The following is a 12,823-nucleotide window of genomic DNA, read 5'->3' on the forward strand; positions in this document are numbered from 1 at the left end:
TCGTCCCCCTTCTCTTCCCTATGACGGAATATAGCTGTTGATATTCTTAGTATAAAACCGTTTGCCCTAGGCGGAACACAGAGGATGATGATAAGGTAGGTGGACTATATTGACCATCCACAGCCTCATCGGTTACTGTGTATGCAAGAGCGACATGTTCAGAAAGCGGGCGATTGCGGTAATGAATACGGTCAAGCCTTTTAACACCATTCGAAAAAAACTCATGCTGCTGCTGCTTGCAGCAACTATTTTGCCCATTGCGACATCCATGATCATTTCGTACAACGCGACGACTAAATCCATTACCGAAGAAGCCATCGCCAAAAATAATCGGCTGCTGTCGCTTGGCAAGACCAACATTTTGAACTACATGAACAACATCAACCAAAAGTCGCTCGCCGTCTATAATGCGATGAATGTTCCGCGCTCCCTGTATTATATATTGGAGCACAGTATGGAGGACGAGGTGTTTCCGAACGACATTACCGATGTCATCCGCAACCGCAACCTGCTGAAGGACCATCTCTACAACATGTATCAGAGCGTAAGCGAATTTCATAAAGTAAGGCTGTATGTCGTGAAGCAAAACGCGACTTACCTGCTCTGGAACGACGATATTAAGGTGGGTCAAAACGTAGGCTCCATCCCGCAAACGACGAAAAAAGCCTACATTGAGCCTTCGCATAAGAGCCATAATTACGGGCTCGTCGATCTCAAGTCGGCCGCAAGCGAGGAAATGGTATTTTCGCTGCACCGCCCTATCTTTCTTGCGCCGAGCGAGGAGCTGCTTGCAGAGCTGTCCATCGATGTGCGGCTGCATGTGCTGGAGGATCTGAACCGCCAACTTTATGACAGCGGCGAAGAGAGCTTCTACATCATGGATTCGAGCGGTCAAATCGTTTTGTCCTCGGATAAAAACGAGATCGGCACCGCCTCCAAGCAAAGCTGGCTTGGGACGGTTTTGAAGTCGGGGCAGGACAGCGGGCATTTCGATTGGAAAGCAGAATCCTTCGACGGCATGGTCTTTTATGACCGGATTAAGACGCCCTACATGGACTGGTATTTAGTTAAGCAAACGCCATACAAGCATCTATTCAGCGCAGCTGACCGCATTGCCCGCATTAATACAGCCGTCGGAATCGCTTTCCTTGCCATTGTGGTTTTGGCTACCTTATTTATTTCCATCCGGTTTACAAAGCCGCTGCTGCGTCTTATCGGATACGTTAACAAAATTGAAACGGGTAATTTGAACGTGTCGATCGACATTCACAGCGATGATGAAATCGGCCTGCTCGCACGGCGTTTCCGCTCCATGATGCAGACGATCAACAATTTGATTTTGACCGAGTACCGGCTCGAGATCGCGAACAAGACGAATGAATTAAAGGCGCTGCAGGCCCAGGTTAATCCGCATTTCCTCTATAACGCACTGCAGTCGATCGGCACCGTCTCGCTCCAGCATGGGGACATGAAAGCCTATTCGCTTATCACCTCCCTCGGCAAAATGATGCGCTATCAGATGAATACGATGGATGCGGTCGTAGAGCTAAGCCGGGAGCTCGATTATGTACAGGCCTACCTCGATCTGCAGAAGCAGCGCTTTGATACCGCCTTGCATATTCAACTGAATATTGATGAGCAAACCAAGCGCATTCTGATTCCAAAAATGATTTTGCAGCCGCTGCTCGAAAACTTCTTCAAGCACGGCTTCGTTCAATCGTCAGAGGAGCCTTCCGAGCTGATAATCACAAGCTTCTTGGATGAGCCGAGGCAGCTGCTGTCCATCGAGGTTCAGGATAATGGCTGCGGTCTGTCCGAGGAACGGCTGCAGGAGGTGCTAAATCAGCTGAAAAAGGTGCCGAACCTCGGTGCTGCGCGGGAGAATAGCCAGGAGGATGGCGGCATTGGCCTGCATAACGTGCTGTCGAGGCTGCGCCTGCATTTTGACTCCACCGCCGATATGGAGCTGCGCCATGTGCAGCCGCACGGCTTTTCCGTTACGATTCATATACCGCTGGTGAAGGAGAATGAAGGATGAAGGCATTAATCATTGACGATGAGAAGCATGTGAGGGAAGCGATCCGCCTGCTTGTTCCATGGGATCAATTCGGCATCGATACGCTGCTTGAAGCACAGGACGGCGCAGCCGCTACGGGGCTGATCCGCGCAGAGCGGCCGGAGATTATTTTCACCGATATGATGATGCCGAACATGGACGGCAGGGAGCTGCTGCAGTGGACGGCTGAGCATGCGCCCGCCAGCAAAATCATAGTGATCAGCGGCCATGATGACTTCAGCTTCGTTCGTCATGCGGTGAAATACGGCGGGGTCGATTATATTTTGAAACCGATCGACGCCGAGCAGCTCGTGAGCGCACTGACTAAAGCGGTGAACAGCTGGACGACGGAGGAACAGGAGCGCACCCGCAAGCGCAAGATGAATATCGAGCTGAACCAGCTGAAGCCGATGTACTTGGAGCAGTATTTCTCGACGATGATTAACGAGCCCGGCACCTATCCGAGCTTTGCTGATACGCTGAAACAAGAGCTCGGCATTACGGCTCCGATTACAAGAGCCCGCATTGCAATCATTAGGCTTGACCTGACTACGCCTGCTGTAAGGGAAAAGTTTGCGGCCGGACTGGACCTGTTATTGTTTTCACTGACGAATATTTGCAATGAATTTCTGAAGGAGCAGGAGCTTGGCTTCGCGCTTCGCCACTGGGGGCAAGACCATGAGCTGCTGCTGCTGTTCTGGGGGGAGGGCGAGCAGGCTCCACAGCTGATCCAAGAAATAAATGACGCCATGTCATTGGCGCTGAAAACGCGGTTCCACTTTGGGATCGGACACGCTGCCGCCTTCCCTGAAGCCGCTGCCAGCGCTTATCAGCAAGCGAAGTTAGCGCTTCTACGCCGAAATTTACTCGTTAACCATACCTATTGCCATCCGTTCAGCAGCGCTGCCCCCAGCAGCAAAAGCACGCAGCAGCTCTTTAGCGAACATGAGGAGCCTATACGTTTTGCGGTTCTTAGCGGCAGCAAGGAGCAAATTCGCCGCGCCTTGCAGCCTTGGTTTGACACAATTGACCAAGCAGGCTGCATATCATTAGAGCAGCTTATCGTTTGGCGGCAGCAATATGAGCTTGCCAAGTCCTTATGGGATTCCAAAAACAACCGCGGCAGTGCCGTGGAACAAGCCCCAAAAGCGGAGGATCAGGCGTTATTGCCCGTCGATGCCCATGGTTTCTTTGATTTTGAGAAATGGAAACATGCTGTATTTACGGAGGCTTGCGAGCTCTCTGCGCAAATAGCGGAGCGTGACAAGGAACGCAGCGTCATCGAAGACATAGCCGAATATATTGAACAGCATCCGCATGAGGAAATTACGCTGCAGGATATATCAGAGCGCTTTTTCCTCAGCCGGGAATATATATCACGAAAATTCAAACAAGAAACCAATGGGAATTTGTCCGATTTCATTGCGGAGGTACGGATTAAACGGGCGAAGGAGCTGCTAGCCAATGGGCAGCTGAAAATTTCGCAGGTCGCTGAGCTGGTCGGCTTCCAGGATGAGAAATATTTCAGCCGCGTCTTTAAGAAACGAACAAACTGCTCGCCTAACGATTATCGGAAGCATCATTTTGGCGGCGATTCGTAACGACAAGCTCGACGCTGCCTCTTTTGGCAAAAGCAGTGGATTTGCGGTGCTCTGCAAACCCAAGCGTAAACGGCTGACGCCGTCCTTAGGAGCAGTAGCTCGTTTCGCGGTGAAATATGAGCATCGTATAAGGTTAAAATTTTTACTTCCTTATATTGCAAAAAGCCGAGCTCTGCCCGAACGGTGTTAACCATTCGTGCGAAGCTCGGCTTCTGCCAGTGAATAAGGGAACTACATAATTGGAGTACCCTTTTTTAACGTCTTCATGTCACTATTGGAGTTATTGAGCGCGGGCAGCATCTTCTCGCCGCTGACCATTGGTTCATGGCAGATTAAACAAGTAGGAACGTGATCAAAGGCAAAGTTATCGCGCATCCAACTGTTGCACCCTTCCGTCTCGCATGTCCATACCTTCGTGTTTTCTTCCGGAATCTCTTCAAGCGGTTTTTTACGATTGTACATGGTCAGCCTCCTTCGCGATAAAAAAAGGAAAAACTGCCTCAAACTTAAGCGTAAGGGGCAGTTATCATTTATAAACAGCAGTGTATTGTGAATATGTGCTACAAACTTGCAATTGATTTCATTGTACCATATTTCGTCCATAAAAGGCAAATATCAGCCTATGCTTGTGCGCCTTTTTTTGAAGTACCGCTGTAGTAGGCGAATAGCTGCTCTATTGGCTTGAAATACAGATGACCGTCCTCCCAAGGTTGAAAGTGAAGATCCATCCTCGAATCATTCCAATCAGCTGGCGTACCCGTCGTGCTTAGTTTTCCCCGCAATACCGGCTCTTCGACGACGGCGGGAAATTCCTGATAGCCGAACAGCAAATTTTCGTGCATCGTTATAATTTCGTATTTCGGCCCATGGAAGGCACGCTCCTCCTGGAGCTGGTAATGAAAATAAATATAGCTCGCGGCCATCTCTGGCTTCAGATGCGCAACTCTGCCTACGCGGCGATCCACCCTTTCCTTGCGCAGCCAATGCTCGTAGCCTGCAGGCTCGTTAAAATGAAACACGTCGATCATCGGGATCCACTTCCGAACCTCTGAATGCCCTGGCCAATCTTCAAGATAAGGCGCCATCGACGGCAAAAGCTCAGCCGGCTCCAGCGGTTGATTCACGCATTCGAAGTAAAGGAACACATTCCGCTCCCATCTGAAGCAGCCCACCGTCATGAGCTCGCCCTGCTCCAAAAGCCGATGCACCGTTTGCTCCCTCTTCGCGGCTTCCATCGCTTCCGCTTCAAAGCCTGCTCTCATTTGTGCCCGTGCCGTCACTCTAAACATAAGTACCTCGCTTTGTTTGATTGGATGCCTAGCAATACTTGGTAACACCGCGTTAGTGATTATGTATCGTTTGCCCCGAGCCTGTCGTACGATTCTATTCTGTAAATAACGCACATATGGGTATTATAAAGGAGGACAAACTCTGCTTTCAATCGCCGTTACATAAATATATGGATGGAGAGCCTTATTTCTTGATTGTTGGTTATTCTAAATAATGAAGTTGCAATGCACTGCTTAAAAAGAAGGAGATGATGGTTTTGGAAAGTACAAGTGAGTTTGTGGCAAAGGTAAAGGCTACGCAGCAAAAGGCCGCGATGAATAAAAGACGCGGCGGCAACGGCAGTCCGGCTGATAGGCTCAGCACTAAACAGCACAGCACCAATAAATAGCTGGAACAAAGTTTGGTTGTCTAGCGAGATTCATTCGTAGAAAAAACTGCAGTTGAAAAAGGCCCTATAGCGCTTATGCAGCTAAAGGGCCTTTTCAGTAATACAGTCAAAAAAACCAGTCTCTCCCTGCTTGCAGGAGTATCGACTGGTTTCCACATCGGTTACAGCTTTAAACGGAATATTCATGCGGATAATATTCGATGCGGGAATCCGCAATAATCGTAAGCCTGCTCTCTGCCGTATCAAATTCAACTGGGCCATCCTTGACGTAATACCAGGTTTTCAATGTTGGTTGATCGTCAAACTCCTGGAAAACAAACACGTTCAGCTCTTCCTTATGCACAAGCAGCTCTTCAATCATCGGGCCCCAAGGCACGCTGACCGTGAATCTCCAACCCTGTCCCTGCGGAACGAGCGTGTAGGGAACGTCCTGCTTATTTGAATCAATAAACATCCGCCCGCCCACCGCGTGCTTAATTTGAAACGTCTGTTTCATCTCCAACCCCCTCCTACCAAGCGTAAACGGCTGACGCCGTCCTTAGCGGCAGAAGCTCGTTTCGCGGTGATATATAAGCATCATATAAGTTTAAAATTTATACTTTCTTATATTTAAACAAGCTTACTTCGTAAGCTTATGGCATATCAATAAACATAAAAAACGCCGGGGACGACGCAGCAAAAGAAAGCTCATCCGCTGCTTCGATCTGCGCGGTATCGCCAGCCTCCAGCGTTACCCCATGCACCTGAAGCTCGCCTTCGATGATATAGATAAACTGCTTGCGGCCAGGCTCAACGGCGTAGGACAGCTGTTTTCCTTGATCCAGCTTGCTCAAATAGATCGTCAAATCTTGGCCGATCGAAGCTGCCTGCTCATGCGCTTGATCGGAAACGACAGGCAGCAGCGCATTATGCAGCTTGTCGGTATCGAAGCGGCTCGCTTCATAGGATGGCGCCAAACCTCGCTCCTTCGGCATAAACCACAGCTGCAGCAATCGCATCTCCGTTTCCTCGGAGGCATTGAACTCCGTATGGATGACCCCCGTACCCGCTGACATACGCTGTACCTCTCCAAAAGAGGATACAACCGAATTGCCGAGATTATCTTCATGTCTGATCTGACCGTTTAATACGATAGAGACAATTTCCATGTCGCTGTGGGGATGGGCGCCAAAGCCTTTTCCCGGAGCTAAGTAATCATCATTGCACACACGCATAACACTAAAGCCCGTTCGGTTCGGATCATAATAGGCGCCGAATGAAAAGCTGGGTTGGCTGCGCAGCCAGCCGAGATCTGCCGAATGCCGCGATGCCGCGGGGAATACGTCGATCATCGTCTCTCCTCCAAACAACTATTTATTTACTTACTTATTTATAGCAGTTTTATTTCTATCAATCAAGCCTTAAACTCCGTTTACGCACAAACCAGAAAGGCGATCGGCAGTGTAAGAACTATCGACCACCTTCGTTCGCCATTTTTCGGCTTTGAACTTCAATTTTTTACGGAATTAAGCAGCGGCTCAAAGCCGTCGATGCGACATTCCACTACATCTCCGTCTCGAATAACGACAGCGCCCGGGGTACCGGTCATAATAATATCCCCAGGAAGCAGCGTCATTACTTTCGAATGAAACGCAACCGCATACCATGGCCGAAACTTCATATTAAATACCTTGTTCCGATGCGCTGCCGCCCCGTTAAGCGCCGTTTCCACTTGAATATCCAGTGGATCGGGAAATTCATCCTTCGTTATAAACTGAGGCCCGAAGCTAAAGAAGGTATCAAAGCTTTTGGCTCTCGTTAAGTATCGCTGATTTCTAGCGTGAATATCCGATGCCGTTACGTCGATAGTCGTCGTATAGCCGGCGATGGCATCGTATACTTCAGCTTCCGTTATGTTTTTGCAAGTCTTTCCAATAATAATGCCTAACTCGGCCTCTGCAGTGATGGTTCCCTCCTCAGGAGGAATCCGAATGGCATCAAGCGGACCGATAATGGTCGTATCCGGCTTCATAAAGCTGACCGGCTCATCATTCGGATCTGCTGCGGCAAGCTCTGCGGCATCCTTCACGTAGTTTAGGCCGATGCCCCAAATTTTACGAGGATGTCGATAGAGGGGGCCGTAATCTGCTTCATCATAAGGAATTAACGTCAGCTGTTCCAGCTTTTCCTTGCCGCCGGTATTGTACCATTCCGTGAGAGGCACAAGCTCTCCAAGACGGATCAGCTCGAACAGCTCCGTACTCCAGCCCGCTCGTTCCGCTTCGTTAATCGTATCTATAAGGACAAGCCCCTCCGCGATTGAAATCGCGGCTTGCTCTTTACCATTTACTTTTACGGTAGATAATTTCATCTATAAGCACTCCTCTGCTTCAGCTTATGGCTCAACAATTGACGATACGCGATTAGCTACCCATTCCAGCAGCCGCAAATCTTGCCCTCGACCCGCAACAAAAGATAATCCGACCGGATAACCTAACTCTCCCGCGATCGGCACCGTCACTTGAGGAAGCCCTGCTAGTCCGGCAATGCAGCTCATTTCGAGCGTTTGTACACGGCGCTGCTCCACCTCAGAACCCGACAATTGAAGCAGTGGAGCTATCGCTGGCACAGTCGGCACAACGAGGACGGCATCTGTCCCGAGCAGTTCATTCATACGGATACATACGGTTTCACGCAGCTTGTATGCCGCGCCGCTTTCCTCTTCTTTAAGCGTGCTTGCCCAAGCAAACCGCTCAGCAATTCCCGGACCAAACACAGGCTGTACCTGTGTGATCCATTCTTGATGCGCGCGCCAAATTTCCAAGCCCTGAATGGTACGAAAAGCGTTCATCCACTCCCGCAGGCCGTCCGGCGCCACGACAACATCCTCATGCTGCCGAACCCTTTCACGCAGTGCCGGGAAATAGCGGGAAGCCGCCGATTTTGTATGGTCATCCGTTAATGACCATACATCCTGAGCGAATAGCATCCGCGTAAATCCCGAGCCGGCTGACGGCTCGGGATCCAGAAGCACTTTTCCCACCTCGAGCAGCGTCTGAGGATCGCGGGCCATCCAGCCCACTGTATCAAAGCTCGGTGCTAGCGGGATCAAGCCGCGCGCATCCACAGCGCCATGCGTTGGCCGAATGCCGTAAATGCCGCAATAAGCGGACGGCACTCGGATGGAGCCTCCCGTATCGGTACCAATCGCAAAGTCCGCTAACCCCGCCGATACCGCAACGGCCGATCCACTGGAGGATCCGCCTGGTATGCGCCCGGGCGCTTTCGGATTGACCGGCGTCCCGTAATGGGCATTTTCTCCGTTGATGCTGTACATAATTTCATCCGTAAGCGTTGTTCCCTCCAGCCTTGCGCCGTTTCGGAGCAGGCGGTCTATGACTGCGGCATTCTCCGTCGAGGGCCCGTGCGTCCGCAGCCAATCCGGATTGCCTGCACCCGATGTGTGGCCGGCAATATTAAACACATCTTTGACCGAAAACTTTTTACCGCTTAAGCTCCCCTCAGCTTGAGGCTCGAGCACCAAATGTTCGTTGGCATACGCGTTCCAGCTTTGCTTCATCGTTATTTCAGCCTCCAAGTCTCTCCTATTGGATACTACCAACCTATTGCGGCGCCATCACAGCGAGGGTCTGATCCGCCCTGCAGGAATCCCTGCTCATCGCGCATAATCGCATGCGCATGCCCCATAATCCCGTCAAAATCCTTTACTTTGCGTACAATATGACCCGCTTGTGCCAACGATTCCAGAACATCCTGCGATACGCGCCCTTCGATCTTCAGCTCTTGTGTCGGCTCTCCCCATGTCCGGCCCCATACCCACCTTGGCTCGTTAATCGCTTGCTGCGGGTTCATTCCATAGTCGATCATCCGGGTAAAAATCGCGGTTTGCGTCTGCGGCTGCCCTTCTCCGCCTTGCGTGCCATACAGCACCGCCGGCTTGCCATCGCGGCATGCCATCGCCGGCATGAGTGTATGGAATGTTCTTTTGGCCGGCTTCAAGCTGTTTACATGATTCGGGTCAAGGGAGAAGAACGAGCCGCGATTTTGCAGCAGGACCCCCGTATTCCCAGCTACGACACCTGATCCGAACTCAAAGTACAGACTTTGAATGAAGGAGACCGAATTCCCTTCCTCATCGACGACTGCCGCATAAGCCGTATCGCTGCCGAGCACCTCTGATTTCTCCGAGGACGCACGGCCGAGTTCAATAGAGGCGGCAAGCGCTGCTGCATAATCTTTATCCAACAGCCGCTCAAGCGGCACATTCGTAAACGCGGGATCAGATAAGTAGGTGTTTCGGTCACGGAAGCTCAGCTTTAGAGCCTCAATGCACAGCTGATAATAATCATGTGAGCCATGCGTGATTTCACCCAGCTTAAACTGTTCTAATATATGAAGAGCCATAATGGCGGAAAAACCTTGGGAGTTAGGAGGCATCTGATGAAGCGTATAGCCTCGGTAGGAGCCTTCGACCGGCGTTACCCAATCACCGTGATGATCGGCAAAGTCATCCGCTGTCAGAAGTCCGTCATGCTTGCCGAGGAAATTTGTGATTTCCTTTGCTGTCTCTCCCTTATAAAATTCATCGCGCCCAAATTCCGCCAGGCGCCGCAGCGTCTTGGCCAGCGCAAGCTGTTTAAAGCGCTCGCCGGTCTTCACGGCTTGACCGCCGGGCAAATAAATATCCGCTGTTTCAAGCAACCTCGCAAGCACCGATTCATTATGAACCGTGTTCTGATATTGATCATTCGACATCGGAAAACCATTTTCGGCATAGTCTATGGCAGGTGCCAGCACTTCCGCCCAAGGCAAACGGCCATACTCGCGATGAACCGCATCCCAGCCGTCAACCATGCCCGGCACCGTGACGATGCTGCCGATGCCCCGATTCGGTATAGCCGCCAGACCTGCATAAGCGCCGATATTTGCTTTATAGCCTGATCGCCCGCTCGCATTATAGCCGCGAACCTTGCCTTCGCCATGATGATAGCCCAGCCAAAAGGAATCTCCCCCAAGACTTGTCATATGCGGGTACACAACGGCGAGGCATGCACTAACCGCGACCGCGGCATCATAAGCATTCCCCCCCTTCTCCAGCATGCGTGCTCCAGCCGCAGTAGCTAAATAATGAGGGCTTACAACCATTGCTTTCGTTCCAACCACGGACTGATTCACGTCTACCACTCCCAAAAATGATTTGCTAACAAGCGTAACGGCTGTGCCATCCTGCAGCGGCAAAAGCTCGTTTCGCGGAGATATATAAGCAGATTTATAAGTGAAAACATATAAATTCTTATATATTTAATTAAAACTCGCAAACGGTTTATTTTTTATGATAGATAATATAACATTGTATATGAATTTAAAATACCATCTTAACAAATGATAGGCAACTAAAATGTAATCACTTTTAATTTATTGTATTGAAAACGAACGGTAATGTGTATATATTTAAACATATGGTAATTAAAACGTGATATTACAAGACACCTTGAAATAACGAAAATAAGGATTGGAGCTGATAAACCAGTGCAAACGAAACCGGTTGACGAGACGTATACGATAGAAATTGATGACATCGATCGCAAAATCATTGCTGAACTCAATATAAATGGCAGAATATCTTACACGGATTTAGCGAAGGAGATAGGCTTGTCGCGGGTGGCCGTTCAATCCCGTATCAATGCTTTAATGGATGGAGGCGTTATCGAACGGTTTACCGCCGTGATTAATCCGGAGCGAATCGGCATAAACGTGTCGGCTTTTTTTAATGTAGAGGTTGAGCCTAAGCATCTGCACGCCGTCGCCGACCAGCTCTCGACCGAGCCGTTCGTCACAAGCCTCTACCACATGACCGGACCCAGCAAGCTGCATATGCACGGCCTTTTCCGCAACAATCAGGAGATGGAGCATTTTCTGAAGGAAAAGCTGTACACTTTGCCCGGCATCATGAGCGTGGATTGCCAGGTGCTCATTAACCGATACAAGAGCCGTATGGGAATGAGGCTGTAAATCATGGCGAGCAAAATAATGAACAACCGCTATATGCAGCTGTCGTGGGCGATGATGAAGACCGGAATTATCGGATACGGCGGCGGCCCCTCCGTCATCCCGCTTATTCGTTACGAAGCCGTAACGAATTATAAATGGATAGAAGACGAGGAATTCGGTGAAATCCTGGCCCTCGCGAATGCATTGCCGGGACCTATTGCCACAAAAATCGCAGCTTATCTGGGCTATCGGGAAAAAGGTACGCTAGGTGCGATTGTATCCGTACTCGCCCATATCGTCCCCTCCGGCATTGCGATGATCCTGCTGTTAACGACCGTCCAGTTTCTCAGCAGCGCGGCATTCATACAGGGAATGATCGGGGCAGTGACCCCTGTTATTGCGGTCATGCTTGGCATGATGGCCTATGAATTCGGAGAAAGGGCCGTGAAGGGACTTGGCAAATACGTAGGCTTTGGTTTTTTCGCCTTAGCTTTTGGACTGCTGCAGGGCATTCATATTCATCCCGCTATCGTTATTCTTTTATTTCTAGGTTACGGCGCTTTCCACCTGAGAACCGTAGGAGCCCTGCAGCGCAGAAAGCAGCAAAAGCAGCAGCGCACCGTACAGCAGAAGGAGGGCGTTACACGTGGAATGGATTAATTTAGTTATCGGCTTTTTTATTGCCAACGTGCTCGGTTACGGCGGAGGCCCTGCTTCCATCCCGCTCATGTACCGGGAGATCGTGACCAACCATGCGTGGACGACGCCGGTTGAGTTTTCGAATATTCTTGCTTTGGGCAACGCGCTACCAGGCCCGATTGCGACAAAAATAGCCGCGTTCGTCGGCTACGACGTCGGCGGTTGGGTAGGCATTCTACTAGCCTTAGCTGCAACGATCGTCCCTTCGGCTGTCGCGCTTATCCTGCTGCTTAAAGTGCTGCAGAAGCACCGTCAGTCGCCCGTCGTTAAAGGAATGACCCTGCTCGTGCAGCCCGTCATTGCCGTCATGATGCTTCTGCTGACTTGGCAAATGGCTCAAAGCTCCGTCGAATCAATTGGCATCCTTCAATCACTCATCATAGCGGCAGTCGCTTTCTGGGCGATGCAGTTTCGCAAAATTCATCCTGCCATCGTCATTGTTATCGCATTCGCATACGGAGGACTGGTTATCCCCCACTTGAACGTACTTTAATTTTATTCCATGCCAAAGAGGACTGCTCCTCCGCAAAGCTTACTTTGCCGGGGTGCCAGTCCTTTTATTTTGTAAGATTCATCCGCTATATCTAGTTAACAAACAATTTATAGAGGTAACTAAGCAGAATCCCAATGATAAACAAGAGATAAATGCTGTACTTTCTTTTTTCAGACTCATCCGATAAAGCGGCATCCATAAAGTATACAATCGCTGTAAGTATGATTTTAAATAGCAGTTGTTGAAAGGGCAGGGCTAGTCCCATGCCGAATGCAGCCAAGTAAAATATGATTTTTAAGTTCATT

The 12,823-nt window shown here is 50.0% G+C and carries 15 protein-coding genes; 7 read left to right on the forward strand and 8 right to left on the reverse strand.

The features are described from left to right. Positions 1–109 precede the first annotated feature (109 nt). The 3 genes from AC1DLI_RS07320 to AC1DLI_RS07330 are packed head-to-tail and all read left to right on the forward strand — an operon-like array spanning position 110 to position 3,847. Positions 110–2,038, forward strand: a complete 1,929-nt coding sequence (locus tag AC1DLI_RS07320; protein ID WP_477601024.1) for a cache domain-containing sensor histidine kinase — start codon at positions 110–112, stop codon at positions 2,036–2,038. After that, positions 2,035–3,657: a response regulator transcription factor gene (locus AC1DLI_RS07325; RefSeq protein WP_477601026.1), complete on the forward strand. Its 1,623-nt coding sequence runs from the start codon at positions 2,035–2,037 to the stop codon at positions 3,655–3,657. Before AC1DLI_RS07320 ends, AC1DLI_RS07325 begins: the two co-directional genes overlap by 4 nt. Further along, the gene (locus AC1DLI_RS07330) at positions 3,641–3,847 is read left to right on the forward strand and encodes a hypothetical protein (RefSeq protein WP_477601028.1); all 207 of its coding nucleotides are present in this window, start codon (positions 3,641–3,643) and stop codon (positions 3,845–3,847) included. Before AC1DLI_RS07325 ends, AC1DLI_RS07330 begins: the two co-directional genes overlap by 17 nt. 41 nt (positions 3,848–3,888) lie before the next feature. Here AC1DLI_RS07330 and AC1DLI_RS07335 read toward each other — a convergent pair whose 3' ends face one another. Continuing rightward, positions 3,889–4,119, reverse strand: a complete 231-nt coding sequence (locus AC1DLI_RS07335; RefSeq protein ID WP_053373644.1) for a cold-shock protein — start codon at positions 4,117–4,119, stop codon at positions 3,889–3,891. 158 nt (positions 4,120–4,277) lie between these two features. Then, entirely contained in the window at positions 4,278–4,946 is a 669-nt protein-coding gene (locus tag AC1DLI_RS07340; protein ID WP_477601030.1) for a hypothetical protein, read from the reverse strand. A gap of 257 nt (positions 4,947–5,203) precedes the next feature. On the opposite strand from AC1DLI_RS07340, the gene AC1DLI_RS07345 reads away from it, so the two are divergent. Further along, positions 5,204–5,335 (forward strand): DUF4023 domain-containing protein, encoded by a 132-nt coding sequence (locus tag AC1DLI_RS07345; protein WP_477601032.1) that lies wholly within the window; start codon positions 5,204–5,206, stop codon positions 5,333–5,335. A gap of 169 nt (positions 5,336–5,504) precedes the next feature. Here the strand turns inward: AC1DLI_RS07345 and AC1DLI_RS07350 are convergent, their stop codons facing one another. The 5 genes from AC1DLI_RS07350 to ggt form a co-directional block, all read right to left on the reverse strand. Next, positions 5,505–5,831, reverse strand: a complete 327-nt coding sequence (locus tag AC1DLI_RS07350; RefSeq protein WP_477601034.1) for a hypothetical protein — start codon at positions 5,829–5,831, stop codon at positions 5,505–5,507. Between the two features lie 136 nt (positions 5,832–5,967). After that, a complete protein-coding gene (locus AC1DLI_RS07355; RefSeq protein ID WP_477601036.1) occupies positions 5,968–6,666 on the reverse strand; it encodes a pirin family protein in 699 nt (232 codons plus the stop codon). Between the two features lie 158 nt (positions 6,667–6,824). After that, entirely contained in the window at positions 6,825–7,685 is an 861-nt protein-coding gene (locus tag AC1DLI_RS07360) for a fumarylacetoacetate hydrolase family protein (protein WP_477601038.1), read from the reverse strand. Positions 7,686–7,709: 24 nt separating this feature from the next. Beyond that, positions 7,710–8,894 (reverse strand): amidase, encoded by a 1,185-nt coding sequence (locus AC1DLI_RS07365; protein ID WP_477601040.1) that lies wholly within the window; start codon positions 8,892–8,894, stop codon positions 7,710–7,712. Positions 8,895–8,929: 35 nt separating this feature from the next. Next, on the reverse strand, positions 8,930–10,480 hold the full coding sequence (gene ggt, locus AC1DLI_RS07370) for a gamma-glutamyltransferase (RefSeq protein WP_477601190.1): 1,551 nt from the start codon (positions 10,478–10,480) through the stop codon (positions 8,930–8,932). Between the two features lie 384 nt (positions 10,481–10,864). Here ggt and AC1DLI_RS07375 point away from each other — a divergent pair, with 384 nt between their 5' ends. Genes AC1DLI_RS07375 through AC1DLI_RS07385 form a run of 3 tightly spaced genes read left to right on the forward strand, consistent with a single transcriptional unit; the run spans position 10,865 to position 12,518 of the window. Continuing rightward, on the forward strand, positions 10,865–11,347 hold the full coding sequence (locus AC1DLI_RS07375; protein WP_477601042.1) for an Lrp/AsnC family transcriptional regulator: 483 nt from the start codon (positions 10,865–10,867) through the stop codon (positions 11,345–11,347). A 3-nt stretch (positions 11,348–11,350) separates the two neighbouring features. After that, the gene (locus AC1DLI_RS07380) at positions 11,351–11,986 is read left to right on the forward strand and encodes a chromate transporter (RefSeq protein WP_308998012.1); all 636 of its coding nucleotides are present in this window, start codon (positions 11,351–11,353) and stop codon (positions 11,984–11,986) included. Beyond that, positions 11,973–12,518 carry a chromate transporter gene (locus AC1DLI_RS07385; protein WP_419875718.1) on the forward strand — a complete coding sequence of 182 codons (546 nt, stop codon included), beginning with the start codon at positions 11,973–11,975 and terminating at the stop codon, positions 12,516–12,518. Before AC1DLI_RS07380 ends, AC1DLI_RS07385 begins: the two co-directional genes overlap by 14 nt. Positions 12,519–12,609: 91 nt before the next feature. Here AC1DLI_RS07385 and AC1DLI_RS07390 read toward each other — a convergent pair whose 3' ends face one another. Then, positions 12,610–12,822: a hypothetical protein gene (locus AC1DLI_RS07390; RefSeq protein ID WP_477601045.1), complete on the reverse strand. Its 213-nt coding sequence runs from the start codon at positions 12,820–12,822 to the stop codon at positions 12,610–12,612. Position 12,823 lies beyond the last annotated feature (1 nt).

This window comes from Paenibacillus sp. 01T443 (genome assembly GCF_056398325.1).